Source organism: Zooshikella harenae (assembly GCF_018837975.1).
In the GTDB taxonomy this organism is placed as follows: Bacteria; Pseudomonadota; Gammaproteobacteria; order Pseudomonadales; family Zooshikellaceae; genus Zooshikella; species Zooshikella harenae.
The window spans coordinates 132809-156820 of the sequence record NZ_JAGSOY010000005.1 but is presented as its reverse complement, the minus strand read 5'-3'; the positions used below and the strand labels follow the sequence as shown (position 1 = coordinate 156820).

Genomic DNA, 24012 nt, shown 5'->3' with positions numbered 1-24012 from the left:
AATTAAAAATAAACTTTTGCACTTCCGTCGTTATCGCCCAATACTTTTTATAATTCTTACTCTTCGGGTCATTGGCGTAGACTCAGCCCAAGGAACAGATCATCATGGCAACCAAAGCAGTAAAAGTAGCTTCCTTTACTTGGGAAGGAAAAGATAAAAAAGGTCGTAAGACTAAAGGCGAAATACAGGGTGCCAACTTAGCCACCGTCAAAGCCGAGTTACGAAAGCAAGGCATCGTCCCAACCAAAGTACGTAAAAAAGGGATGACTCTAGGTGGTAAAGGCAAAAGCATTAAGCCTTTAGATATTGCAGTCTTTACTCGACAGCTTGCAACAATGTTACGCGCAGGGGTTCCTTTAATACAGTCTTTTGAAATCACTGCAGAAGGGGCTGATAACCCTAACTTAAGAGATTTGCTCAATAATATTAAAAATGAAGTGGCAGGGGGTAACACGCTGGCCGACTCCCTTCGAAAACATCCAAAATACTTCGATGACTTATATTGTAACTTAGTTGCTTCTGGTGAACAGTCGGGTAGCCTAGAGTCATTACTCGCACGGATTGCAACCTATAAAGAAAAAACCGAGTCTCTCAAGATGAAGGTTAAGAAAGCTATTCGCTACCCAATCGCTGTCGTCGTCATTGCCATCATCGTAACTGCTATTCTACTCGTAAAAGTCGTTCCTCAGTTCCAAGAGGTGTTCCAAGGCTTTGGGGCTGACTTACCTGCATTTACCCTTATGGTCATTAATCTATCTGAGTTTATGCAAGCTTATTGGTATTATTTCCTTATTGGTATAATTGCTTTTGTAATTATTTCCAGTAAAGCACTTGAAAAAAATAAAGGCCTTAGGGATGCCCGAGACAGAATAGTGCTTAAGTTACCCATTATGGGTGATATTTTGCACAAATCAGCAATGGCCCGCTTTGCCCGAACACTCTCTACCACTTTTGCGGCGGGTGTACCTTTAGTTGACGCTTTGGACTCTGTTGCAGGTGCTGCGGGTAATGTGGTGTTTTATGATGCGACAAAACAAATTAAAGAAGATGTCTCATCCGGTATGCAGCTACAGTTTGCGATGAAAAATACGGCTATTTTCAGTAATATGGCGGTACAAATGGTCTCTATTGGTGAAGAATCAGGTGCTTTGGACGAGATGCTGGATAAAGTGGCCAGCTATTATGAAGAAGAGGTTGATAATGCTGTTGATGGCTTAACCAGTTTGATGGAACCTCTAATTATGTCTGTGCTTGGGGTACTCATTGGTGGACTGATCGTAGCCATGTACCTACCAATATTCCAGTTAGGCTCTGTTGTATAACCGTCTCGTTTAATACTCTAACTGTTGTAACCACTAAGGGCAGCTTCGCTGCCCTTTTTCCTGTTGATAAGCCTATCTCGCTCCTGTAGGAAAATAAATGAGCATTCTTGAATATTTAGCGTATAGCCCAATAGCCTTATTAGTAACTTTGTTAATTTTAGGGCTAATCGTGGGAAGTTTTTTGAACGTTGTGATTCTACGTTACCCAGTCATGCTACAACGACTATATGAGTGTGAGTGTCGTGACCTACTCAAGCTACCTCAGGAAAACCATCAAGAAAAATTTAACTTAGTTTTTCCCCACTCTCACTGCCCGTCTTGTAAAACACCTATAAAGCCCTGGCAAAATATTCCTGTTATAAGCTACTTACTTTTAAAAGGAAAATGCGCCAATTGTAGTACATCAATCAGCATGCGTTATCCACTGGTCGAGCTAATTGCAGGTTTACTTGCACTTTTGAGTGGCTGGTACTTCGGTTTTTCATTAAACACAATTACTGCTTGCTTATTACTGTGGGCATTATTGACCTTAACGATGATTGACTTCGACCATCAAATACTACCTGATGATATTACTTTACCTTTGCTTTGGGTTGGCCTGCTTATCAATTTTCAATGGCAACTCTTTACTACCATTGATCAAGCACTTTGGGGCGTTATTGCTGGCTATTTAACCTTATGGTGTGTTTATTGGCTGTTCAAGCTTCTCACCCAAAAAGAAGGTATGGGCTATGGTGATTTCAAGTTACTTGCAATGTTAGGTGCATGGCTTGGCTGGAAAATGTTACCCTTGATTATCTTACTATCCTCTTTTATAGGCGCTATTATTGGTGGTTTACTCATTCTTTTTAGAGGTCACGACCATCAAATTCCTATTCCTTTTGGACCTTATCTGGCAGGAGCAGGAGCGGTAGCGCTGTTTTGGGGAGAAACGATTGTTCAACAGTATTTTCAGCTAGCAGGCTTTTAATAATGTTTATTGTGGGACTAACAGGAGGAATCGGTAGTGGTAAAAGTGCTGCTGCAGCGTTTTTCAAACAACAAAGCATTCATATTGAGGACGCAGACCAAGTTAGTCGAAGGCTTGTTGAAAAGGATTCTCCTGTACTTTCACAAATTGCGGCACACTTTGGTAACCATATTTTAAATGATGATAACAGCTTAAATCGTCGAAAATTAAGAGAAATCATTTTCCAAGATAAACAACAACGGCAGTGGCTAGAACAGTTACTTCACCCACTGATTAATAAGAAAATGCTAAACGACTTAAACCGTGCATCTTCTCCCTATGCAATAATGGTTTCTCCATTACTATTAGAGACAGGGCAACATAAGTTGGTAAACCGAGTACTGGTCATTGATACAACTGAAGAAATCCAGATTCAACGTGTTTGTCAACGGGATAAGCAAGATTCAGATCAGATTGAAGCGATTATTGCCTCACAACTGCCTCGAGCTAAACGACTAGCGATGGCTGATGATATTATTGATAATAGTGGTAATCTTGATCAGCTTTACAAAAATCTGACAAGTCTCCATCAAACCTACTTATCAATGGTGACAACATGACGCTCAAGGTCAACTGCCCAATGTGCCAAAAAGCTATGGAATGGACGACAAGCAATCCTCATCGCCCTTTTTGCAGTGATCGCTGCAAGCTGATTGACCTAGGGTGTTGGGCTGCGGAGGAACATAAAATTCCTGGTAGTCCTGTTTATGCCGATACTCTTTCAGAACAGCTAGATGAGGCATCAGATGACCTTAACAACGTACACCCACTATTCTCTGATCATCACCAATAGGCACGAATACTGGCTATGCCTTGAGCCCCTTGATACCAGGTCTGAGGCAGCTGATCTTTGCTCATACCACCTAGCCAGTAGACGGGTATGGTAGTTTTGTGCGTTAGTAAATCACGTTCCTCATCAGGTAATGGCATCAATGTAGGGTGACTTTGTGTGTAATTAATTGGCGATAGTGTTATCAGGTCAGCACCAAGTTGCTCTGCCAGTGTTATTTCTTCTTCATTATGGCACGATGCCGCCAATAAATAGCCTGGTTGCTTGAATGACTCTATATCAATAGCAGTAACCTGCTTTAATTGTTGTGCTGTCAGGTGTAGCCCCTTTCCTCCCAGCTGATAGACTGATTGAGGGCTTCCTTTTAGCATCAAACGACACCCTGCAGCTTCACAAAAAAGAAGCAACTCAGAAGCTATAGCGAGATAATCCTTCTCACCAAGCTGTGGCGCTCTAAACTGAATTAACCTATGTCCCTGATCTATTATTCGTCTTACTTTACTGAACAGTTCATCATAATCAATAAAATCTCCAGTAATAACGTATTCAGAAGGTAGCTGTATCGCATGAATTATAGGCTTATTTGCAGAAGGAAAGGTATAAGACCATAGTTCATCCATTGTAACCCAACGAATTGGCTGTCCTTCTAACCCAACAGGCTGTCCTGATAGGTGATCTACATACCACACATCAAGCATAACGCATTTATCACCATAATCATGCGTAATTGCAATCAGCCTTCTTGATGGCTTAACAGTAATGTTTAATTCTTCCTGACATTCACGAACCAGTGCTTCAGTAACCTCCTCACCCGATTCAACCTTACCTCCAGGAAATTCCCACTTATCACCTTGATGTTGATGAGAAGCTCGCTTGGCAATGAGTACTTCACCAGATGTATTAACAATTACAGCAACGGCAACATGAACAGACTTACTGACCATTAACTTCTATACTCCGCATTAATTCGCACATACTCATAAGATAAATCAGTTGTCCACACCGTTTCGCAAGCTTCACCTCGACCTAAAGCAACTTTTATGGTGATTTCTTGCGCCTGCATCACTTGCTGTCCTAGATACTCTTGATAATTTGATGATCTAGCGCCCTTTTCGACAATACAAATATCATTTAAATTAATATTAATCTTACTTATCACTAAATCTGGAATATCAGCTTTGCCTATAGCGGCTAAAATTCTTCCCCAGTTTGCATCCTCTGCAAAAAATGCTGTTTTTACTAATGGCGAGTGAGCAATACTGTAAGCAATAGCTAGTGCCTCTTTTGCTGTTTTTGCCTGAACAATTTCCACAGTAATAAACTTTGTCGCCCCTTCACCATCTTTAACAATCTGTTTTGCTAAAGATACACAACAGTCATTAAGTGCTTTTGAAAAAAGATCATAGTCTGCCTGAGATTCATCATTTATTATTGAATGACCGGCCTGACCAGTTGCTACGATTGCACAGGCATCATTTGTTGAAGTATCGCCGTCAACGGTTATACGGTTAAACGATTTATCTACACTTGAGGACAATACTTTTTGTAATAATTCTTGACTTATATTTGCATCTGTTCCAATAAATGCAAGCATTGTCGCCATGTCAGGCTTGATCATTCCTGAGCCTTTAGCTATACCCGACAGGGTAATTGTGCCTGTTTTTAACTTAACGCTTTTGCTAAAAAACTTTATTTTCGTGTCAGTCGTCATAATAGCTTTTGCAGCAGCCAACCAGCTCGTTGATGACTCTTGTTGCACTAATGTCGGCATCACTTTAGTGATCTTATCTACAGGTAATAGCTCACCAATAACGCCTGTAGAAAAAGGCAATACTTGCTCAGGATTTAATTCACCAATAACTTCTGCAAGCACTTGGCAGCTTATTTTGGCTGCTGTCATCCCTTCTTCTCCAGTACCTGCATTGGCATTACCTGCATTAATTAACCAAGCGAGAGGTCGGTGCGATATGTGTTGTTTAGCAATAATCACTGGTGCGGCACAAAAGGCATTTTGAGTAAAAACCCCAGCCATCATTGCTGTTTGATCCGCGATCATAACAGCAATATCTTCGCCTGATTCTTTTATCCCAGCAGAAGCCGTTGCCCATTTAATACCGGGTACAGGTAATACGTGTAACTCTGACACATCAGACCTCAACTTGTTGAGCAAAAAGTAAAACATAAAAAAAGGCGACATAATGTCGCCTTTTTTTAACTTTCCGTCAACTAGCCCAATCGACCATGGCACTGTTTGTACTTTTTACCCGAACCACATGGACAAGGCGAGTTACGACCCACCTTCTTACCTTCACGGGTAAAAGGCTTATTAGATTCAACATCCTCAACCCCAGCTTCAGCTAATGCCCCACCTTGCTCATGCTCATAACGCATACGTTGAGCCATTGCTTCGCGACGTTGTCGCTCTACCTCTTCAGTATTATCATCTTGGCGGACTTGTACATGTGTCAGGATTTTGATGGTTTCATGAGCAATATCCTGCAACATTTGCTTAAACAGCTCAAATGCCTCTCTCTTATACTCTTGCTCAGGATTCTTCTGAGCATAACCTCTTAAGTGAATTCCCTGACGTAAGAAGTCCATTGTTGATAAATGTTCTTTCCACTTATCATCCAGAACCCGCAACAGCATTTGCTTTTCAAACATTCGCAGTACTTCTGAACCAGTTAAAGCTTCTTTAGCCTTGTACTCGTCAATCAGTGTTTGCGCAACCTTTTGACGAAGAGGTTCTTCATGAAGGGTTTTATCCTCTGCCAACCATTGTTGTATGGGGAGTTTGACATTAAACTCCGATGCTAAGTGCTCTTCTAAGCCCTCAATATCCCATTGCTCAATTAAGCTTTGCGGAGGAATAAATTGATCTATAACAGAGGTTAAAACTTCGTGGCGATATTCATCAATGATATCTGTTACATCATCAAATTCTAGTATTCTATCTCTTAAACCATAAATGTAACGGCGTTGTTCATTCGCCACATCATCATATTTCAGCAAAGCCTTACGAATATCAAAGTTTCTACCTTCAACTTTGCGCTGTGCCTTTTCAATAGCATTGGTCACCATTCTGTGCTCAATGGCTTCACCTTTCTCCATACCCAATGCTTTCATAAACCCTTTAACACGGTCTGAAGCAAAGATACGCATTAAATTATCTTCAAGAGAAAGGTAAAAACGAGAAGATCCAGGATCACCTTGACGACCTGAGCGCCCTCTAAGCTGGTTATCTATTCGGCGAGATTCATGGCGCTCAGTCGCTATAATATGTAAACCACCCGCTTCAAGTACTTGCTTATGACGTTCTTGCCATTCTGCTTTGACTTTTTCTATATCCTGCTCTGAAGGGTTTTCTAATTGGGCAACTTCTGCCTCCCAATTTCCTCCAAGCATAATGTCCGTTCCACGCCCTGCCATGTTTGTTGCTATCGTCACAGCTCCTGGCTTACCAGCCTGAGAAATAATCTCTGCTTCCCTGGCATGAAACTTAGCATTCAGGACTTCATGAGGAATCTTAGCTTTTGTTAAAGCTTGAGAAACTCTTTCAGAGGACTCAATTGATGCTGTACCCACTAAAATAGGTCTTTTATTGGCTACACATTCTTTAATATCAGCAATAATCGCGCTGTATTTTTCCTCAATGGTCAAATACACCAAATCATTGTGATCTTTTCGAATCATTGGTTTATGCGTAGGAATTACAATAACGTCCAAACCGTAGATCTGCCGAAACTCAAAGGCTTCTGTGTCTGCGGTTCCAGTCATACCTGACAGCGTTTGATATAAACGGAAATAGTTCTGGAAAGTTGTTGATGCTAGTGTTTGGCTTTCACTTTGAACACTTAAATTTTCTTTTGCTTCTAAAGCCTGATGTAAGCCTTCAGAGAGTCGTCGGCCAGGCATTGTTCGACCAGTATGCTCATCAACAAGCAAAACCTGATTTTCTTGAACAATGTAATCTACATTTTTATGGAAGATTGTGTGAGCTTTTAGTGCTGCATATACATGATGCAGTAAGTTCAGATTTTGAGCAGCATAGAGGTTATCGCCCTCAGCTAACAAATTAGCCTGTACTAATAGCTCTTCAACATATTGATGACCTTGCTCAGTCAACTCAACTTGACGCGTTTTTTCATCAAGTGTGAAGTGCCCTTCCACAGCCTCTTCTTGACGAGTTAACTTAGGCGCTAATTTATTAATAGCAATATAGAGTTCGGAGCTTTCCTCCGCAGCACCAGAAATAATCAGTGGTGTTCGTGCTTCATCAATTAAAATGGAGTCAACTTCATCGACAATGGCAAAATTAAGCCCCCGTTGGAACTTATCTTCAACACCAAAAGCCATATTGTCACGAAGATAATCAAAACCAAACTCGTTATTGGTGCCATATGTGATATCTGCTTGATACGCTACACGCTTTTCTTCAGGTGTTTGACCTGGAACCACCGCCCCCACAGAAAGCCCCAAGAACTCATAAAGCGGTTGCATCCAGCTAGCATCACGACGAGCAAGATATTCATTTACAGTTACAACATGAACACCTTTACCAGATAAAGCATTTAGATAGGCTGGCAATGTTGCGACTAGCGTTTTACCTTCACCCGTACGCATTTCAGCAATACATCCTTCATGCAGTGTAACTCCACCAATCATCTGCACATCGAAGTGACGCATTCCCATAACACGCTTACTTGCTTCACGCACTACCGCAAACGCTTCAGGCAATAGTTTATCGAGTGTTTCGCCTTGTTCTATTCGCTGCTTAAAATCAACTGTTTTTTGCTGCAGCTGCTCATCAGACAGTTTTTGTAAGCCCTCCTCCTGGGCATTTATGGCTTTAACAATTTTTCTCATGCGCCGTAACTGGCGATCGTTTTTACTACCAAAAACTTTTCGGACTAAGGGGGCTAACATAATGCTCAGCTATATAAAAAAGGTTGGACACATTTCCCAAGGTGGGGATTCCATAGAAATAATAAAAGGGTAATGTTACCGCTAAATTTGTACTATTCGAAACTCAGCACTAACAGTGAGCAAAACAGCTCACTTTCTGGTCAGCATGTTTCTATCTATGTAGCTAGAGGGGTTAACCCTGCGCCCACCTTTAAACACTTCAAAATGAACATGAGGGCCTGTAGAACGACCAGTACTACCTACAAGGGCTATAAACTGACCTTTCTCAACTATGTCTCCAACATCGACCAGTAGGGCACTGTTATGAGCATAAAGCGTTACTAAACCTGTACCATGGTTTATTTCAACTACATTTCCATATCCATTTTTACGGCCAGAAAAAGTAACTACACCAGAAGCTACAGCAAGCACATTTTCACCATGCTTTGCAGCAAAATCAATTCCTCCATGAAATGACCGACGCCCTGTAATAGGATCAGTACGATAACCAAAGCGAGAGGAAATAAAACCTTTAAGAACAGGAACACCTTTTACTAAAAACTCCTCTGAGAGTTTTCGATTGGCTAGAAGGTCTTCAAGAATTTCTAATTGAGTTTCTCGGCTTTCAATCTTACCAATGAGTTGATCCATTAACTCAATAAAATCTGGAGCAGTGTAAGATTGATCTAAATCTTGAGAGGAGGGACCACCTACAGCAGGAGGTTCAGAAAAATCGAACTCACCATCATTAAGCTGTGCCATAGTTGTTAGACGCTCACCCAAAGCATCTAGCCGAACTATACGGCTCTGCAGCTCAGAGACTCGTAATGCTAACGAGTCAAGCTGGACATTAGCCTGCTTTTTTAAGTGTTCAATTTCTTGTTTTTGAAGCGCAATTTGATGTTGCCACTGTTTTGCTGTTTTAGCTGTAACAACAACTTGTGAGCCCATCTGCATGACACAATAAGTTATCCATGCACTGAGCACGACTAAAGATGCTAAAAACAGAATGCTGGCAACAAGAATCGTTGAAAACCGCACATTGACCGTTTTCGACTGTCCATGACTGCGCCTAACGACGATAATATTCATTATGTTTTGCGTTCTACCTGGATCTTAGCGGTCTGAAGTACCAATCCTATTAACGACCAAGTTATAACCTGACGTATTTTCTAGCTCCCTTAATTGACCACTTTCCAATAATTGAAAACTAAGTATAGTTGTTTTCACACATTATGTAGCCAAAAACTATACATAAAGTAACAGTTTAGCTGACGAATTTAACATCTGACTGTAATTCATTCAACTATTGACCTGAAAGAAATACAGAATTTACTGTTGATTTACTTTCAAAGGCATACTTTTGAAAACTCTTTAACCCTTTGTTAACACTCAACATAAATGTGCTTTTATTTATCTGAAAGCACTGGCACCAAAATACTTGAATCATGTTTTTGGTGCAAAAAGTCTAAGACTAGTCTGTGAATGACTCGAAAATTTCAAATATATCCACGCAAGCGCAGTGCAAATTTTATCCTGCACCTACTAAGTGATAACCACAAAGAAACGAGTAAAAATACCTAGCCGACAATGTACAACTTCTATTTTATTCAAAACATTATACTGCGGCTACGGGACGCATATAAGATATGGGAGCTGTTGATGGGTCATCAAATGTAACCATTTCCCAAGCATCTTGCTGAGAAATAAGCTTTCTCAATACTTGGTTATTTAACGCGTGACCTGATTTATATGCACGGAATTCTCCAATAAGGCTATAGCCAAGAAGATATAAATCACCAATCGCATCAAGCATTTTGTGTTTAACAAATTCATCTTCATAGCGCAGACCATCTTCATTAAGAATTCGATAATCGTCCACTACAATTGCATTATCAACACTTCCACCAAGGATAAGGTTCTTTGATCGAAGATATTCAATGTCACGCATAAAGCCAAAAGTACGGGCTCTTGCTACTTCTTTAACAAAAGAAGTACTAGAAAAATCAATACTGGCTTTCTGAGTTCTACTCCGAAATACCGGGTGATCAAAATCAATCTCATAAGTTACTTTAAAGCCATCAAAAGGCAGAAAAGTTGCTACTTTGTCATTATCTTTAATGGTAACTTCACGCTTAATTCTAATGAACTTCTTAGGAGCATTCTGTTCCATGATTCCTGCAGACTGTAACAGAAATACAAATGGACCAGCACTACCGTCCATAATAGGGACTTCATGAGCACTAACTTCAACATAGGCATTATCTATTCCAAGCCCAGCCATGGCAGAAAGTAGATGCTCAACAGTGTCAACACGAATTCCATCAGCATTTATCAAAGAAGTACAAAGTGTAGTATCACCAACATTCTTTGCTTTTGCTGAAATTTCCACCACAGGATCTAAGTCAGTGCGACAAAAAACAATTCCTGTGTCAACGGGTGCAGGTTTTAGTGTTAAATAAACTTTCTCTCCAGAATGAAGGCCAACACCTGTTGCTCGGATTATATTTTTTAACGTTCTTTGTCTGATCATAATTAACGCCGCTTTGTCAAAATCCTGCATAGAGTCACACAGAGCCGGCGATTGTATCAAAGTTGTTCTTCATCACCAACTTTTCGCGAACAACGTCGTACTAATCTGCCTGTCTTCTCAAAAAAGCAGGAATATCTAAGTAATCCATATTATCCGAGTTACGAGCTGCGTCAGGTTTGACAGCCTTTGTTGATGTACTCTCTGCAGCAGCCTGCTTACGCATGACAGTAGGCTTATCCAGTTTATTGTAGTCTAACGTACCATCACTTTTCGTATTATCTACAACTTTAACTGGTTTTTCTGAACTTACATTCTCGCCTAAGCCTGTTGCTACAACGGTGACTCGTAACTCATCAGACATATCGGGGTCTATCACAGTACCAACTACTACGGTAGCATTTTCAGATGCAAACTGCTCTACAGTATTACCCACTTCTGAGAACTCTCCCAAAGAAAGATCGAGACCTGCTGTAATATTTACTAAAATTCCTCGAGCCCCATGTAAATTAACGTCTTCTAACAAAGGACTACGAATTGCAGCTTCTGCAGCCTCAACAGCTCGATTGGACCCTGTGGCAGAGCCTGTCCCCATCATAGCCATCCCCATTTCAGACATGACAGTACGGACGTCTGCAAAGTCAACGTTAATCATACCTGGACGTATAATTAAGTCAGCTATACCCTGTACCGCTCCCAGTAATACATCATTTGCCGCACTAAAAGCGGAAAGTAAACTAGCATCTTTACCAAGAACAGGCAGTAACTTTTCATTAGGAATAGTAATTAACGAGTCAACACTCTCAGCCAACTCAATCATTCCTTCATTAGCAATAGTCAAACGCTTTTTGCCTTCAAAAGGAAAAGGCTTCGTAACAACAGCTACTGTCAGAATCCCTAGTTCTCTAGCAACTTGAGCAACTACAGGTGCAGCACCTGTTCCAGTTCCTCCCCCCATACCTGCTGTTATAAAGACCATATCGGCACCAGAAAGCACTTCAGCAATCCGGTCTCTATCTTCTATAGCAGCATTACGACCAACTTCTGGGTTAGCACCAGCACCAAGTCCTTTGGTGATTGCCGTACCTAACTGTAATAAAGTTTTCGCATGTAAATGCTTTAGTGCTTGGGCATCGGTATTTGCACAGATAAAATCCACCCCATCCACATGTTTACTTAACATGTGGTTTACGGCATTACCACCTCCGCCACCAACACCGATGACTTTAATGACCGCATTTTGCGGTACATTATCGACTAACTCAAACATAACCCTCTCCTTTCTATCGCTTCACATCAGTTTTGCGTAAGGTTGTAGTCCACACCCCAGGCTCTCGTCATTATCAAAAGTTACCCTGAAACCACTGCTTCATCCGCATTAAGATCCCTTCTTGTGATTCCCGAATAGGCACACTCAACCGGCCTTCCTTTTGATGTTTAATGCCATACATTAATAATCCGACACCTGTTGAATAGATCGGGTTCTGTACAACATCAGCCAAACCTTTCACATTTTGTGGAACACCCAATCGAACTGGCATATGAAATATTTCTTCAGCCAATTCAACGGCCCCTTCCATTTTTGCGGTACCTCCTGTTAAAACAATACCTGCAGCAGCAAGGTCTTCAAACCCACTGCGACGAAGCTCAGCCTGCACTAAAGTAAACAGCTCATCGTAACGAGGCTCTACAACCTCTGCTAACGCCTGACGAGACAAGTCTCTCGGCGGCCTATCCCCCACACTTGGTACCTTTATCATTTCTTCAGCACCCGCCAACTGTGTTAATGCACAGGCATACTTAATTTTTATTTCTTCAGCATGCTGTGTAGGGGTTCTCAAAGCCATAGCAATATCATTAGTAACTTGATCACCAGCAATAGGAATAACCGCAGTGTGCCGAATAGAACCCTCAGTAAAAATGGCAATATCTGTCGTCCCCCCACCGATATCAACCAAACACACACCGAGTTCTTTTTCATCATCAGTCAAAACAGCATAACTTGATGCCAACTGTTCAAGGATTATGTCTTCTACATCCAGACCACAACGCCGAACACACTTCTCGATGTTTTGTGCTGAATTTACTGCACATGTCACAAGATGCACCTTAGCTTCCAAACGCACCCCAGACATTCCTAATGGTTCTTTCACACCTTCCTGAGTATCAACAACATACTCTTGAGGTAATATATGCAGTATTTTTTGATCCGCAGGAATAGCTACAGCCTGTGCTGCATCAATAACCCGAGCAATATCTGCAGTTGTTACTTCTCTATCACGAATAGCAACGATGCCATGAGAGTTAAGGCTACGGATGTGGCTGCCTGCTATGCCTGCATACACAGAGTGAATTTGACACCCTGCCATTAACTCTGCTTCTTCAATAGCACGCTGGATAGACTGCACGGTAGACTCAATATTAACCACCACACCCTTTTTAAGCCCTCGGGAAGGATGTGCGCCAATACCAATTATTTCCAGTGAGCCTTCATCATTCAGCTCACCAACAATGGCCACTACCTTGGAAGTGCCAATGTCTAGTCCCACAATCATTTTTCCGCCAGTTGCAGCAGCCATTCAATCAGACCTTCTTACGCCAACTATTTTCATACTTTCATATTCTTTAAATACGACGTTTAACCACGTTGTTCTCGCCAAGCAACTGCAACACCATTTGAATAACGTACATCAACAGACTTAATTCGTTGCTTTTGCGTTTGCAACTCTGCTTTATAAATCAGCGCAAAACGTTGCATTTTTTCTAAAAGATCATCTCTCCCCAACAAAATCTTTAACCCATTTACTTTTAACGTCCAACTACCCCGCTCACTTTGTTGTAGTGATACAATGGATAATTTTAAAGGCCTCAACTGTTGACTGATAGAGTGGTATTGCTTCATCATCTCTAATTGAGTACCTTTAGGTCCTACCAAATGTGGTAATCCCTCAAACCCATTTACATCTTCTGGGGTAAAGCTTTCTCCATTAGCGTTTAATAACGAACGTTGATTCCATCGTGCTACAGGAATTTGCTCAATTATATGGACAGCAAGCTGATCAGGCCATAACCGTCGTATAACGACAGTCTCAACCCATGGCAATTTCTCCAATGTCAGCTGTAGCTTTTTTATCTTTAAGCTAAAAAAACGCTGCTCAAGAAAAGGCTCTATTGTCTTCTGGACATGCTGCTCTTTTAAAGCAGCAAATTTACCTTGCACCTTTACTCTAGCTATAGGTTGATTTACTTTTTTTTCAATGTAAGGCCAAGTATATCCCCCTATAAAAATAATACCGCATAATGCCAATAGTTTCCCGACGATTTTTAGATAAAAAACGAACGCACGGCTCCCTTTTTTATTCGAAGTATTGCGGCTTGCTCCACGCGTTTTTTTTCGTTTACCTCTCACATTGACATCACTATAACCATACACGTCAAGCATTATCGCTTTACCCAAACTGTTTGGCAAATAATCAACTTTTGGAAGTTGCTAAAATAGACATCACCAGCTGGTTAAAATCAATTCCCGCGACTTTAGCCGCTTTAGGAACTAAACTGTGTGTTGTCATGCCTGGTATTGTATTGACCTCTAACAACCAAAAATTGTTCGCATCATCTTGCATAATATCTACACGCCCCCACCCTTTACAGCCAAGAGCAGAAAATGCGTCTAATGCTAGCTGTGTAATTTGTTTACGTTCCTCACTTTGAAGCTCACATGGACAAATATACTGGGTATCATTTGTAGTATATTTTGCCTCATAGTCATAAAACTCACGTGGTGTTTTCAACTCAATAACAGGTAATGCTTCACCATGTAAAATTGTTACAGTAAATTCTCGTCCTGTAATCCAGGTTTCCGCTAACACCTGTTCATCAAACTGATAGGCTTTCTTTAACGCATTTTGCAACTCATCAAGACTTTTTACTTTTGTCATGCCAATACTAGAGCCCTCATGTACAGGCTTTAATATGCAAGGCAAATTTATTGCTAAAGAAGACAACTCACCACGTCGAAATAATTGATAAGGCGGTGTTGGTAAACCTAACCCCTGCCATAATAATTTTGATCGAAACTTATCCATTGCCAGTGCACTGGCTAACACCCCTGATCCAGTATAGGGAATATTAAACATTTCAAGCAGGCCCTGAATGGTACCATCTTCGCCAAAGCGGCCATGCAAGGCGATAAAAGCCCGGTCAAATGCTTTATTTGCTAATTGATCACGTAGATTTTGCGCATCTACATCAAGCAAAAAAGCATCAAATCCTTGTTGAACCAGAGCCTCATAAATAGCTTGGCCAGTGAGTAATGAAATCTCCCGCTCTGCTGTATGTCCACCATAAAGCACAACAATACGGCCAGCTTGTTCCGGTGTTATCACTGCTTTTGCAACATATATCATCGCCACATTACTCTCTATTTTTTGCCTGTCCAACGAATAAATTTTGCTGTGCTAATTCGCTCGCAAGACCTCCAATATCCCCAGCTCCTTGTGTTATAACAATATCACCTGGCAACAACACGTCTTCTAATATTGAAGCAATATTTTCTCGCTGCTTAACATAAATTGGTTCTACTTTTCCTCGTTGACGAATACTTCGACATAAGCTTCTACTGTCTGCCCCAGGAATTGTTTTTTCGCCTGCAGCGTAAACTTCCATTAGCAACAAAACGTCAACTTCAGATAAAACGTCAACAAAATCCTCATATAAATCACGCGTTCGAGAAAAACGGTGAGGCTGATAAATCATCACTAAGCGTTTTTCTGGCCAACCATTTCGTATTGCATTAATAGTTGCCAACACTTCTCGCGGATGGTGGCCATAATCATCAACCAGCATAACTTCACCATCACGCACAGGATAATTGCCATATATTTGAAAGCGTCTACCAACCCCCTGAAATTGCATCAGCGCATGACAAATATCTTCATCAGCAATACCTTCATCCTGAGCAATAGCAATGGTTGCAAGTGCATTTAATACATTATGTCTACCAGGCATATTCAGACAAATATCAAGCGACTTTCCAGAAGGACACACAGCTGTAAAGCTCGTTTTTTGTCCATCTTGCTTTATGTTCACCGCCTGATAATCTGCACCCTCTGCACAACCATAGGTAATCGTTGGTCGCTTAACCAGTGGTAGTATTTCCTGTACAACAGGATCATCCGTACACAATACGGCCAATCCATAAAATGGCAGATTATGTAAGAAATCGATAAAGGTTTTCTTTAGTTTTTCAAAGTCACCTTCATAGGTTGACATATGGTCTGCATCAATATTTGTTACCACAGCAATCATTGGCTGCAAATGTAAAAAAGATGCATCTGACTCATCAGCTTCTGCAACCAGGTAGCGGCTTGCACCTAATTGAGCATTGGTACCTGCCGAGTTTAATTTTCCTCCGATAATAAAAGTAGGATCAAGGCCTCCCTCTGCAAGTACTGATGCCACTAAGCTGGTTGTAGTTGTTTTTCCATGTGTTCCGGCCACCGCAATTCCATGTCGATAACGCATTAACTCTGCTAGCATTTCTGCTCTGGGAACAATTGGAATGCGAGACTCTTTTGCAGCAATCACTTCGGGATTATTTGCTGCGACTGCACTTGAAACAACAACAACATCTGCACTCACAATATTCTTCTGGTGGTGACCAATTGCTATTTCAACACCTAACTGTTGTAAGTGCTCTACTGTTGCTGAAGACTTAATATCAGATCCTGAAATTTCGTACCCTTGGTTGAGCAAAACCTCAGCAATACCACACATACCCACACCACCAATTCCAACAAAATGTATACGCTTTATTCTGCGCATTTCTGGAATAGCAAACATTGGAACTGGTTTACTTAATAACGTACTAGCCACCTTTTACAACCTCCAAGCAATGCTCTACCACTTCATTTGTCGCATCCGGCCTGGCTAACGAATAGGCAGCAGTAGCCATTTGAGTCAAACGTTCTCTATTTGTCATGAGCTGTGTTAATAAAAATTGTACATGATCTTTCGTAAATGCTTGCTGCATAACTAACTCAGCAGCACCATGATTAACCAAATAATGTGCATTTTTTGTCTGATGATCATCAACCGCATAAGGAAAAGGAACTAAAATTGAGGGGACGCCAGCATTAGCCACTTCAGCAATTGTTAATGCCCCAGCACGACATACAACAAGATCAGCCCACTGATAGGCAGCTCCCATATCCTCAATAAACGCCTCAATTTTTCCTGCCACACCATGCTGTTTATATAGTGCCTGAGTTTGTGTCAGATTTTTTTTACCTGTCTGATGCCAAATATCAATCGTCATCTTCTGTTGTAGTTCTGCAATGACAGATGGCATGACTTCATTAATTGCAACAGCCCCTAAACTACCACCCAATACAAGCAGTCTAAAAGGATGCTCACTACCCTCTTTTTTATGTACTTCTTCCAGATTAACAATATTCTTTCTTACTGGATTACCCGTACAATAAACTTTATGTAAACTTGAAAATGTACCTGGAAATGCTTCAAGTACACGCGTAGCAATTCGTGATAACAAACGGTTTGTAAATCCAGCAATTGCATTTTGTTCATGGATAACTAGAGGAATACCAAGTAATTTAGCCGCTACCCCTCCAGGTCCTGCAACATACCCCCCCATGCCTAAAACACAGTGTGGCTTCAGGCTCCTTAAGTGAGATTTCGCCAAACAAATCGCTTTAGTAACCATGAGTGGCGCTTTAACCCATCGCTGAATTCCTTTACCCCGAAGCCCCCCAACATCGATTAATGTCATGGGAATTTCTTCTTTTGTTATCAAGTCAGCTTCCATACTGTTAGGTGTACCAAACCAGTGAACACTATGGCCTTGAGCTAATAATTGCCGCGCAGTTGCCAGCGCAGGAAATATATGTCCACCTGTCCCCCCTGCCATAATCACAAATGTTTTTTGTTCACTCACGGCGTTTACTCCTGCTTTTAGACTTAACAGAAGCTCTAGACCTTCGTGTTTCAAAATCGATACGCAACAGAAATGCAACAGCCATACAACTCACCAATAAACTACTACCACCATAACTCAACAATGGCAGTGTTAACCCTTTAGTTGGCAATAATCCTGTATTTACTCCAATATTAATTAATGCCTGCATGCCAAGAAGTAAACCTAACCCATAAGCTATATAGGCAGAAAATAAACTGTTTTCACGCTCTGCTTCTACTCCAATACACAAAGCACGCCAGGCAACAAAAACCAGCATAAATACGACAAACAGTGCCCCAATTAAACCAAACTCTTCTGCTAACACAGCAAATACAAAGTCGGTATGCGCTTCCGGTAAATAAAACAGTTTTTGAATACTATTACCTAGCCCAACACCGAACCATTCACCTCGTCCAAATGCAATTAATGCCTGAGTTAACTGATAACCACTATCAAATTGATGTGCCCAAGGGTCAATATAGGTTGTTAATCGTTGTAGCCTATATGCTTGTGAAAACGCCATTAAAGCAACAGCACCACCACATGCCATCAGCATTAAAATAAAGTGCGACAGTTTCACCCCAGCCAAAAATAACATGCCAACAACAGCACTTATCAACACGACAGCAGCACCAAAATCAGGCTCTAATAAAAGTAAAAAGACAACTAAAGCCAATAAACACATCGGCTTTAAAAAGCCTGACCAGCGTTGGCGAACTTCTTCCTGGCGTCGTACTAAGTAACCCGCTAAATAAATAATGATAAATACTTTCGCTAATTCAGAAGGTTGAAAGTTAGCAATACCCAAGCTCACCCAGCGCTTACTACCATTAATTTCACGACCAACCAGTAACACGGCTGATAACATCAATAGTGAACTTAAAAACAATAACCAGCCTTTGCTTTCCCACCAGCTCATTGGCACCATTAAAACGCTTATTACCATCACAAAACTGACGCTTAAATAAAGCAACTGCCTGATACAAAAATAAAAAACATCATCATACTGGCTGTAGGCAATTTCTGTAGATGCAGACGTCACCATAACCAGCCCTGTGGCAATCAACATAATTGAGGCTACGACTAGAGGTAAATCATAAGCCATAGCAACATTATTTTTTGATATCCAAGGCCACCAGGATTTAGTCATTCACTAACTCCCTGACCCATTGACAAAACTCATTACCGCGAGCCTCATAATTTGCAAACATATCTAAACTGGCACAGGCAGGGGATAATAAAACAACATCCCCAGGCTGGGCCATTTCAGCTGCCCTAAAGACAGCACTCTGCAATGAATCATGTTCTTCACCTGGAATACCTGCTGACCGACCCACAGCAAGAAGCGGTTTAGCATCACGTCCTATTGCCACCAGATATCGGCAATATTGATTAAATAAATCACCTAAAATATCAAAATCTGCATTTTTGCCGTCGCCACCAACAATAAGTATTATTTTCCCAGTTATTTCGGAACCAATACCTTCTAATGCCGCTGATGCAGCGCCCACGTTTGTTGCTTTTGAGTCATTGATAAATATGACTGTATTTTTTTCTGCAACCCACTCACAACGGTGTGGAAGACCTTTATACTCTCTTAATGCCGAGCACATAGCTTCTACTGGTAAACCAACTTGGAAACCAAGGGCAAATGCCGCAAGTGCATTCGCATAATTATGATGTCCTACAATCTTCAACTCACGCGTATCTAACAGCCGTTCTTGTCCCTTCGCTAAAAATGTTCCCCCAACAGTACTATCTTCAATAATTCCAAACTCTTTTAAGTCAGGTTCATGCAGGGTAAACGTAACATGCGGTATATGTTGTGGAAGTAGAGGCTGGGTTAAAGCATCATCTTTATTACTTACTGCAGCTTTGCAATTACGATAGATTTTTTGTTTTGCTTGGTGATAAGCCATCAGCGAAGGATAGCGGTCCATATGATCTGGACTGATATTTAAAATAGTGCTTACCGCAGGTGAAAACGTATCAACTGTTTCCAACTGAAAGCTTGACAATTCTAGAACAAAAATATCGAAACCATGAGCTAAAAGAGATAGCGCAGGGACGCCTAAATTTCCTCCTACGCCTGTTTTTAAACCCGCTGCTTTACACATGTCACCCATCATAGTGGTGACAGTACTCTTTCCATTGGAACCTGTTATCGCAATAATTGGTTTTTCACAGTAATAACCGAATAATTCAATATCACCAATAACCCGAACACCTTTTGCTTTAGCATTAGCGATAGCGGGTTCAGTAAGTGGTACACCAGGGCTTACAATTAGTTCAGCTGCCCGCGACAAAACCTCTTCAGGAATTCCGCCAAGATAAACCTGTATTAAAGGAAATTCTGCTCTAAATACAGCTAACTCAGGTGGCGACTCCCTACTATCAACAACAATAAATTTAATACCTTGTTGCTGCAAAAAACGAGCACACGCCAATCCGGTTTTACCCAAACCGACAATGACGCGAAGCTGATCAGAAGCAATTAAGCTCTGCTGTTTTTTCATGCTCATATTACCGCAGTTTCAAAGTAGCTAAACCAATTAACACTAAAATCAATGTGATAATCCAAAAGCGAACAATAACACGAGGTTCAGGCCAGCCTTTTAATTCAAAATGATGATGCAAGGGTGCCATTCGGAAAATTCGTCGTCCCGTCAATTTATAGGAACCTACTTGCAAAATAACGGAAACAGTCTCCATGACGAAGATGCCACCCATAATAAATAATACGATTTCCTGACGAACAATTACTGCAATAACCCCAAGTGCAGCCCCTAATGAAAGTGCACCAACATCTCCCATAAAAACCTGAGCTGGATATGTGTTAAACCATAAAAAACCTAACCCAGCCCCCACTAAGGCAGAACAAAAAACAACAAGTTCACCTGCACCTGCGATATAAGGAATATGTAAATAATCTGCAAAACCAATATGGCCACTTAAATATGCAAAAATACCTAAAGCACTACCAACCATAACGGTGGGCATAATCGCCAGCCCATCTAACCCATCTGTAAGGTTCACCGCGTTGCTGCTACCAACAATCACAAAATACGTCAGTACGATATAAAAAATGCCAATATCCAAAGCCACTTCTTTAAAAAATGGCACGATCAACTCAACTTCTGCTGCTGAAGGAGCAGTCTTAAATAAAAAAATTGCAGCCCCAAGACCACCCACTGACTGCCAAAAATATTTCCAGCGGGCGGGTAACCCTCGCGAATTTTTTTCAATTACTTTCCGGTAGTCATCAACCCAGCCAACAGCTCCAAAAATTAATGTAACGCTTAATACCACCCACACATAACGATTACCCAGATCCCCCCATAACAAAGTACTGATAGCAATCGCAACAAGAATTAAGGCCCCTCCCATGGTAGGGGTCCCTGCCTTGCTCAAGTGCGACTGAGGTCCATCATCTCTGACAGACTGGCCAATTTGATAATGTGTCAGTTGTTTAATCAATTTTGGTCCCAACCAAAGCGCTAACCCTAAAGATGTCAACACCCCTAAAATGGCCCTAAATGTTAAATACTGAAAAACGGTAAAACTGCTTTCATACTGCGCTAGAAATTCCGCCAACCACAACAGCATTTATTAATTACTCCCATCATTCCTATCCAAACAGGCCATAACAACATCTTCCATTTTTGCACTGCGAGACCCTTTAACTAAAACAGTAGTTTCATCTGTTAAAAGTCCTTGCAGCTCATCAATAAGATTTTGTTTATCCGTATAGCCATGCCCACATTCACCAAAACTAGCCACAGTATGTTGACTTAAAGAGCCAACCGTTAACAAATGATTAATACCCATTTTTCGAGCATAATCACCTAACTCAACATGAATAGCCTCAGCATCTTGGCCTAACTCAGCTAAATCCCCTAACACCAAAATACGCATACCTGGCTGTAGCGAAAGCAAATCAATAGCTGCCTTTACAGAGCCTGGGTTAGCATTATATGTATCATCAATTAATACGGCTCCCTTTTTTCCTGGTAGCCGGTTTCCCCTACCTTGGACAGGCTGAACCTCTGCCAATGCACTAATAATTATTGGCATTGCAACACCTAAAGCGATAGCCCCAGCAATAGCGGCTAGTGCATTGGCGACTTGATGCTTACCTCCCAGTTTGAGTTCAACAGGAAACACCTGTGCCTGATAGCGCAAGTTGAAATGAATCCCCCCACTGGGTATTGGCTCAATTGCCGTTGCTTCTAGATCAGCCGCACAATCATCAATCGCAAAGGACAAAACATGACACGATGAAGCTTCTGCTTGCCAGTATTCAAAAAACACATCGTTTTTATTGAGAATTGCAACACCATTGGTTGGCAAGGTATGTAAAATTTCTGCTTTTGCCTGGGCTATTTTTTCAACTGTCCCAAACCCACCTAAATGCGCACGCGTCACATTGGTAATAATGCTAACGTCAGGCTTGGCTAAATCAGCGGTATAAGCAATTTCTCCGACCTCACTTGCGCCAAGCTCAATAATGGCAAATTGCTGATCAGCCGTTAACTGTAAAAGCGTTAGTGGTGCACCAATTGCGTTATTTAAGTTACCTTTAGTTGCCAACACAGAGCCTTGCTTACGCAATATGGCTGAGAGCATTTCCTTAACCGTGGTTTTTCCACTATTACCTGTAACTGCAATCAATTTTCCTGAGTAATGCAGCCGGTTCAACCCAGCTAATTTACCCAACGCCTGTAGTGTATCCTCTACACATAGCTGTGGGATTGGCACACTTGTTTGAACCTGGCTAACAATGGCGGCACTGGCCCCTTTTTCATAGGCAGAAGCTACAAAATTATTGCCATTAAAATTTGGTCCTTGTAGTGCAATAAAAATATCTCCAGGCTGCAACTGCCGGGTGTCAGTAGAAACATTACCTATCACAACATCCTGGCCATGCAACTGAGCATCTAATTGGGAGATAACATCCGACAGGTGCAAGTGCTTAATCATAAGCGTACTCCTTCAATACTTTTGCCACTTGCACAAGATCACTGTAAGGATGACGCTGACCACTAACCTCCTGATAGTCTTCATGACCTTTACCTGCCACAACAACAATATCATCAGGTTTTGCTGTTAAAATAGCCTCTTGAATGGCTTTGGCTCGATCAGCTTCTACATGAACCTGAACCAAAGAATTTTTAAACCCTGGCATGATGTCATCAATAATGGCATCAGGATTTTCACTTCGCGGATTATCACTGGTCACCACACATTCATCAGCATACTGAGCCACTGCTTTCGCCATCAGTGGTCGTTTTCCTTTATCTCTATCACCACCACAGCCAAAAACACACACTACTTTGCCACGAGAATGTAAGCGAACTGCTTTCAGTAAATGTATAAGTGCATCAGGGGTATGGGCATAATCTACGACAACCGTAGGTTGTTTTTCTTCACCGAAATATTCCATCCGCCCAGGCACAGTTTTAAGTGTTGATAGTGCATCAACTATTCGTTCAACAGGTTGTCCATGACAACCTAGTGCAGCAACTGCAGCTAATACATTTTGTAAGCTGAAATGACCTAATAGTGGAATATCGGCTAAAGAGCTACCCCAAGGTGTATGTAGCCAACATTGAATGCCCTGAGGTAAATACTGGATCTGACTTGCATACACATTTGCAGAGGTATTCCTTAAGCTGTAAGTGACTAATTCTGTCGCTTCATCCACAAAGTGTTTTATAAAAGCGGCATAATCATCATCCAAATTAATAACAGCATGCTTAAGACCTGGCCATGCAAAAAGCTTGGCTTTGCTTTGTGCATAAGCCTCCATCGTGCCATGAAAATCTAAGTGATCCCGACTAAGATTTGTAAAAATCATGGTTTCAAACTCACAGCCCAGCAGCCTGCCTTGCTCCACACCATGAGATGAGGCCTCCATCGCTAAATAAGCGACTTTTTTTGCCGCTAACTCTGCGAGGTGAGACTGAATAACTAAGCTACTCGGCGTGGTATTGACACTGGCATTGAGGGCATCAAGCATGCCATAACCCAAGGTACCCATAACGCCTGCGGATATATTTAACGCACCAAACAGTTGGGCAATAAAATGAGATGTCGATGTTTTGCCATTAGTGCCCGTGACGCCAATAACCTGAATATGCTCACTAGGGCTATGGAAATAACGACTAATAATGTAACCGGCTTGAGCACTTAAATTATGCATCCAAAATACAGGGATAGAATAATCATGCGGTTCATATGTTTCTGAACTATTTGGCTCAGCCAACACCGCAACCGCACCTTGCTGTATTGCTTGAGCAATAAAATGGTGGCCATTTACACGAGTACCGGACAACGCTATAAATAAATCACCAGGCTTCACTTGTCGGCTATCCAGCGCAATACCTGTTATCGTGATATGCGCATCAACAACCACATCAAAGCCTGATAATAGTGCCTGTAACAACCATGTTTTTTGATCGACTTGCTGCGTATTCATATACT

Annotated in this window: 20 protein-coding genes; 4 read left to right on the top strand and 16 right to left on the bottom strand. The window is 41.4% G+C overall.

Annotation, left to right across the window (positions count from 1 at the left end; genetic code table 11):
• Positions 1-104 precede the first annotated feature (104 nt).
• The 4 genes from KCG35_RS04150 to yacG all read left to right on the top strand — a co-directional run bounded on the left by KCG35_RS04150 (position 105) and on the right by yacG (position 3124).
• Positions 105-1322: a type II secretion system F family protein gene (locus KCG35_RS04150; protein ID WP_215818399.1), complete on the top strand. Its 1218-nt coding sequence runs from the start codon at positions 105-107 to the stop codon at positions 1320-1322.
• A 97-nt stretch (positions 1323-1419) separates the two neighbouring features.
• A complete protein-coding gene (locus KCG35_RS04145; protein WP_215818398.1) occupies positions 1420-2292 on the top strand; it encodes a prepilin peptidase in 873 nt (290 codons plus the stop codon).
• Between the two features lie 2 nt (positions 2293-2294).
• On the top strand, positions 2295-2891 hold the full coding sequence (gene coaE, locus KCG35_RS04140; protein WP_230408992.1) for a dephospho-CoA kinase: 597 nt from the start codon (positions 2295-2297) through the stop codon (positions 2889-2891).
• Positions 2888-3124: a DNA gyrase inhibitor YacG gene (yacG, locus tag KCG35_RS04135; protein WP_215818397.1), complete on the top strand. Its 237-nt coding sequence runs from the start codon at positions 2888-2890 to the stop codon at positions 3122-3124. The genes coaE and yacG overlap by 4 nt, the downstream gene beginning before the upstream one ends.
• On the opposite strand, the gene KCG35_RS04130 is transcribed toward yacG, so the two are convergent.
• The 16 genes from KCG35_RS04130 to KCG35_RS04055 all read right to left on the bottom strand — a co-directional run bounded on the left by KCG35_RS04130 (position 3115) and on the right by KCG35_RS04055 (position 24007).
• Positions 3115-4065 (bottom strand): Nudix family hydrolase, encoded by a 951-nt coding sequence (locus KCG35_RS04130; protein ID WP_215818396.1) that lies wholly within the window; start codon positions 4063-4065, stop codon positions 3115-3117. The genes yacG and KCG35_RS04130 overlap by 10 nt on opposite strands.
• Positions 4065-5318 (bottom strand): bifunctional glutamate N-acetyltransferase/amino-acid acetyltransferase ArgJ, encoded by a 1254-nt coding sequence (argJ, locus tag KCG35_RS04125; RefSeq protein WP_230408991.1) that lies wholly within the window; start codon positions 5316-5318, stop codon positions 4065-4067. The genes KCG35_RS04130 and argJ overlap by 1 nt, the downstream gene beginning before the upstream one ends.
• A 29-nt stretch (positions 5319-5347) precedes the next feature.
• Entirely contained in the window at positions 5348-8047 is a 2700-nt protein-coding gene (gene secA / locus KCG35_RS04120; RefSeq protein WP_215818395.1) for a preprotein translocase subunit SecA, read from the bottom strand.
• Positions 8048-8176: 129 nt separating this feature from the next.
• Positions 8177-9118, bottom strand: a complete 942-nt coding sequence (locus tag KCG35_RS04115) for a M23 family metallopeptidase (RefSeq protein ID WP_215818394.1) — start codon at positions 9116-9118, stop codon at positions 8177-8179.
• 526 nt (positions 9119-9644) lie between these two features.
• The gene (gene lpxC, locus KCG35_RS04110; protein WP_215818393.1) at positions 9645-10559 is read right to left on the bottom strand and encodes a UDP-3-O-acyl-N-acetylglucosamine deacetylase; all 915 of its coding nucleotides are present in this window, start codon (positions 10557-10559) and stop codon (positions 9645-9647) included.
• Between the two features lie 100 nt (positions 10560-10659).
• The gene (ftsZ, locus tag KCG35_RS04105) at positions 10660-11826 is read right to left on the bottom strand and encodes a cell division protein FtsZ (RefSeq protein WP_215818392.1); all 1167 of its coding nucleotides are present in this window, start codon (positions 11824-11826) and stop codon (positions 10660-10662) included.
• Positions 11827-11899: 73 nt separating this feature from the next.
• The gene (ftsA, locus tag KCG35_RS04100) at positions 11900-13135 is read right to left on the bottom strand and encodes a cell division protein FtsA (RefSeq protein ID WP_215818391.1); all 1236 of its coding nucleotides are present in this window, start codon (positions 13133-13135) and stop codon (positions 11900-11902) included.
• Between the two features lie 59 nt (positions 13136-13194).
• Complete coding sequence (locus KCG35_RS04095; RefSeq protein ID WP_215818390.1) at positions 13195-13998, bottom strand: cell division protein FtsQ/DivIB; 804 nt, start codon at positions 13996-13998, stop codon at positions 13195-13197.
• A gap of 31 nt (positions 13999-14029) precedes the next feature.
• Positions 14030-14962 carry a D-alanine--D-alanine ligase gene (locus tag KCG35_RS04090; protein WP_215818417.1) on the bottom strand — a complete coding sequence of 311 codons (933 nt, stop codon included), beginning with the start codon at positions 14960-14962 and terminating at the stop codon, positions 14030-14032.
• 7 nt (positions 14963-14969) lie between these two features.
• Positions 14970-16397, bottom strand: coding sequence for a UDP-N-acetylmuramate--L-alanine ligase (gene murC, locus KCG35_RS04085; RefSeq protein ID WP_215818416.1), 1428 nt, complete (start codon positions 16395-16397; stop codon positions 14970-14972).
• A 25-nt stretch (positions 16398-16422) separates the two neighbouring features.
• Entirely contained in the window at positions 16423-17508 is a 1086-nt protein-coding gene (gene murG, locus KCG35_RS04080; protein WP_215818389.1) for an undecaprenyldiphospho-muramoylpentapeptide beta-N-acetylglucosaminyltransferase, read from the bottom strand.
• Positions 17501-18679: a putative lipid II flippase FtsW gene (ftsW, locus tag KCG35_RS04075; protein WP_215818388.1), complete on the bottom strand. Its 1179-nt coding sequence runs from the start codon at positions 18677-18679 to the stop codon at positions 17501-17503. Before ftsW ends, murG begins: the two co-directional genes overlap by 8 nt.
• Entirely contained in the window at positions 18672-20045 is a 1374-nt protein-coding gene (gene murD, locus KCG35_RS04070) for a UDP-N-acetylmuramoyl-L-alanine--D-glutamate ligase (protein WP_215818387.1), read from the bottom strand. The genes ftsW and murD overlap by 8 nt, the downstream gene beginning before the upstream one ends.
• Before the next feature lie 7 nt (positions 20046-20052).
• On the bottom strand, positions 20053-21135 hold the full coding sequence (gene mraY, locus KCG35_RS04065) for a phospho-N-acetylmuramoyl-pentapeptide-transferase (RefSeq protein ID WP_215818386.1): 1083 nt from the start codon (positions 21133-21135) through the stop codon (positions 20053-20055).
• A 3-nt stretch (positions 21136-21138) separates the two neighbouring features.
• Entirely contained in the window at positions 21139-22509 is a 1371-nt protein-coding gene (locus KCG35_RS04060; protein WP_215818385.1) for a UDP-N-acetylmuramoyl-tripeptide--D-alanyl-D-alanine ligase, read from the bottom strand.
• Entirely contained in the window at positions 22502-24007 is a 1506-nt protein-coding gene (locus tag KCG35_RS04055; RefSeq protein WP_215818384.1) for a UDP-N-acetylmuramoyl-L-alanyl-D-glutamate--2,6-diaminopimelate ligase, read from the bottom strand. Before KCG35_RS04055 ends, KCG35_RS04060 begins: the two co-directional genes overlap by 8 nt.
• Between the last annotated feature and the right edge of the window lie 5 nt (positions 24008-24012).

Coding starts and splice junctions, on each gene's coding strand:
- KCG35_RS04095 (WP_215818390.1), bottom strand. CDS start 13,998: ATGCTTGACGTGTATGGTTATAGTGATGTCAATGTGAGAGGTAAACGA.
- KCG35_RS04060 (WP_215818385.1), bottom strand. CDS start 22,509: ATGATTAAGCACTTGCACCTGTCGGATGTTATCTCCCAATTAGATGCT.
- secA (WP_215818395.1), bottom strand. CDS start 8,047: ATGTTAGCCCCCTTAGTCCGAAAAGTTTTTGGTAGTAAAAACGATCGC.
- coaE (WP_230408992.1), top strand. CDS start 2,295: ATGTTTATTGTGGGACTAACAGGAGGAATCGGTAGTGGTAAAAGTGCT.
- KCG35_RS04115 (WP_215818394.1), bottom strand. CDS start 9,118: ATGAATATTATCGTCGTTAGGCGCAGTCATGGACAGTCGAAAACGGTC.
- mraY (WP_215818386.1), bottom strand. CDS start 21,135: ATGCTGTTGTGGTTGGCGGAATTTCTAGCGCAGTATGAAAGCAGTTTT.
- ftsZ (WP_215818392.1), bottom strand. CDS start 11,826: ATGTTTGAGTTAGTCGATAATGTACCGCAAAATGCGGTCATTAAAGTC.
- KCG35_RS04150 (WP_215818399.1), top strand. CDS start 105: ATGGCAACCAAAGCAGTAAAAGTAGCTTCCTTTACTTGGGAAGGAAAA.
- lpxC (WP_215818393.1), bottom strand. CDS start 10,559: ATGATCAGACAAAGAACGTTAAAAAATATAATCCGAGCAACAGGTGTT.
- murD (WP_215818387.1), bottom strand. CDS start 20,045: ATGAAAAAACAGCAGAGCTTAATTGCTTCTGATCAGCTTCGCGTCATT.
- KCG35_RS04090 (WP_215818417.1), bottom strand. CDS start 14,962: ATGATATATGTTGCAAAAGCAGTGATAACACCGGAACAAGCTGGCCGT.
- ftsW (WP_215818388.1), bottom strand. CDS start 18,679: ATGACTAAATCCTGGTGGCCTTGGATATCAAAAAATAATGTTGCTATG.
- ftsA (WP_215818391.1), bottom strand. CDS start 13,135: ATGGCTGCTGCAACTGGCGGAAAAATGATTGTGGGACTAGACATTGGC.
- KCG35_RS04055 (WP_215818384.1), bottom strand. CDS start 24,007: ATGAATACGCAGCAAGTCGATCAAAAAACATGGTTGTTACAGGCACTA.
- murC (WP_215818416.1), bottom strand. CDS start 16,397: ATGTTTGCTATTCCAGAAATGCGCAGAATAAAGCGTATACATTTTGTT.
- yacG (WP_215818397.1), top strand. CDS start 2,888: ATGACGCTCAAGGTCAACTGCCCAATGTGCCAAAAAGCTATGGAATGG.
- KCG35_RS04130 (WP_215818396.1), bottom strand. CDS start 4,065: ATGGTCAGTAAGTCTGTTCATGTTGCCGTTGCTGTAATTGTTAATACA.
- argJ (WP_230408991.1), bottom strand. CDS start 5,318: ATGTCGCCTTTTTTTATGTTTTACTTTTTGCTCAACAAGTTGAGGTCT.
- KCG35_RS04145 (WP_215818398.1), top strand. CDS start 1,420: ATGAGCATTCTTGAATATTTAGCGTATAGCCCAATAGCCTTATTAGTA.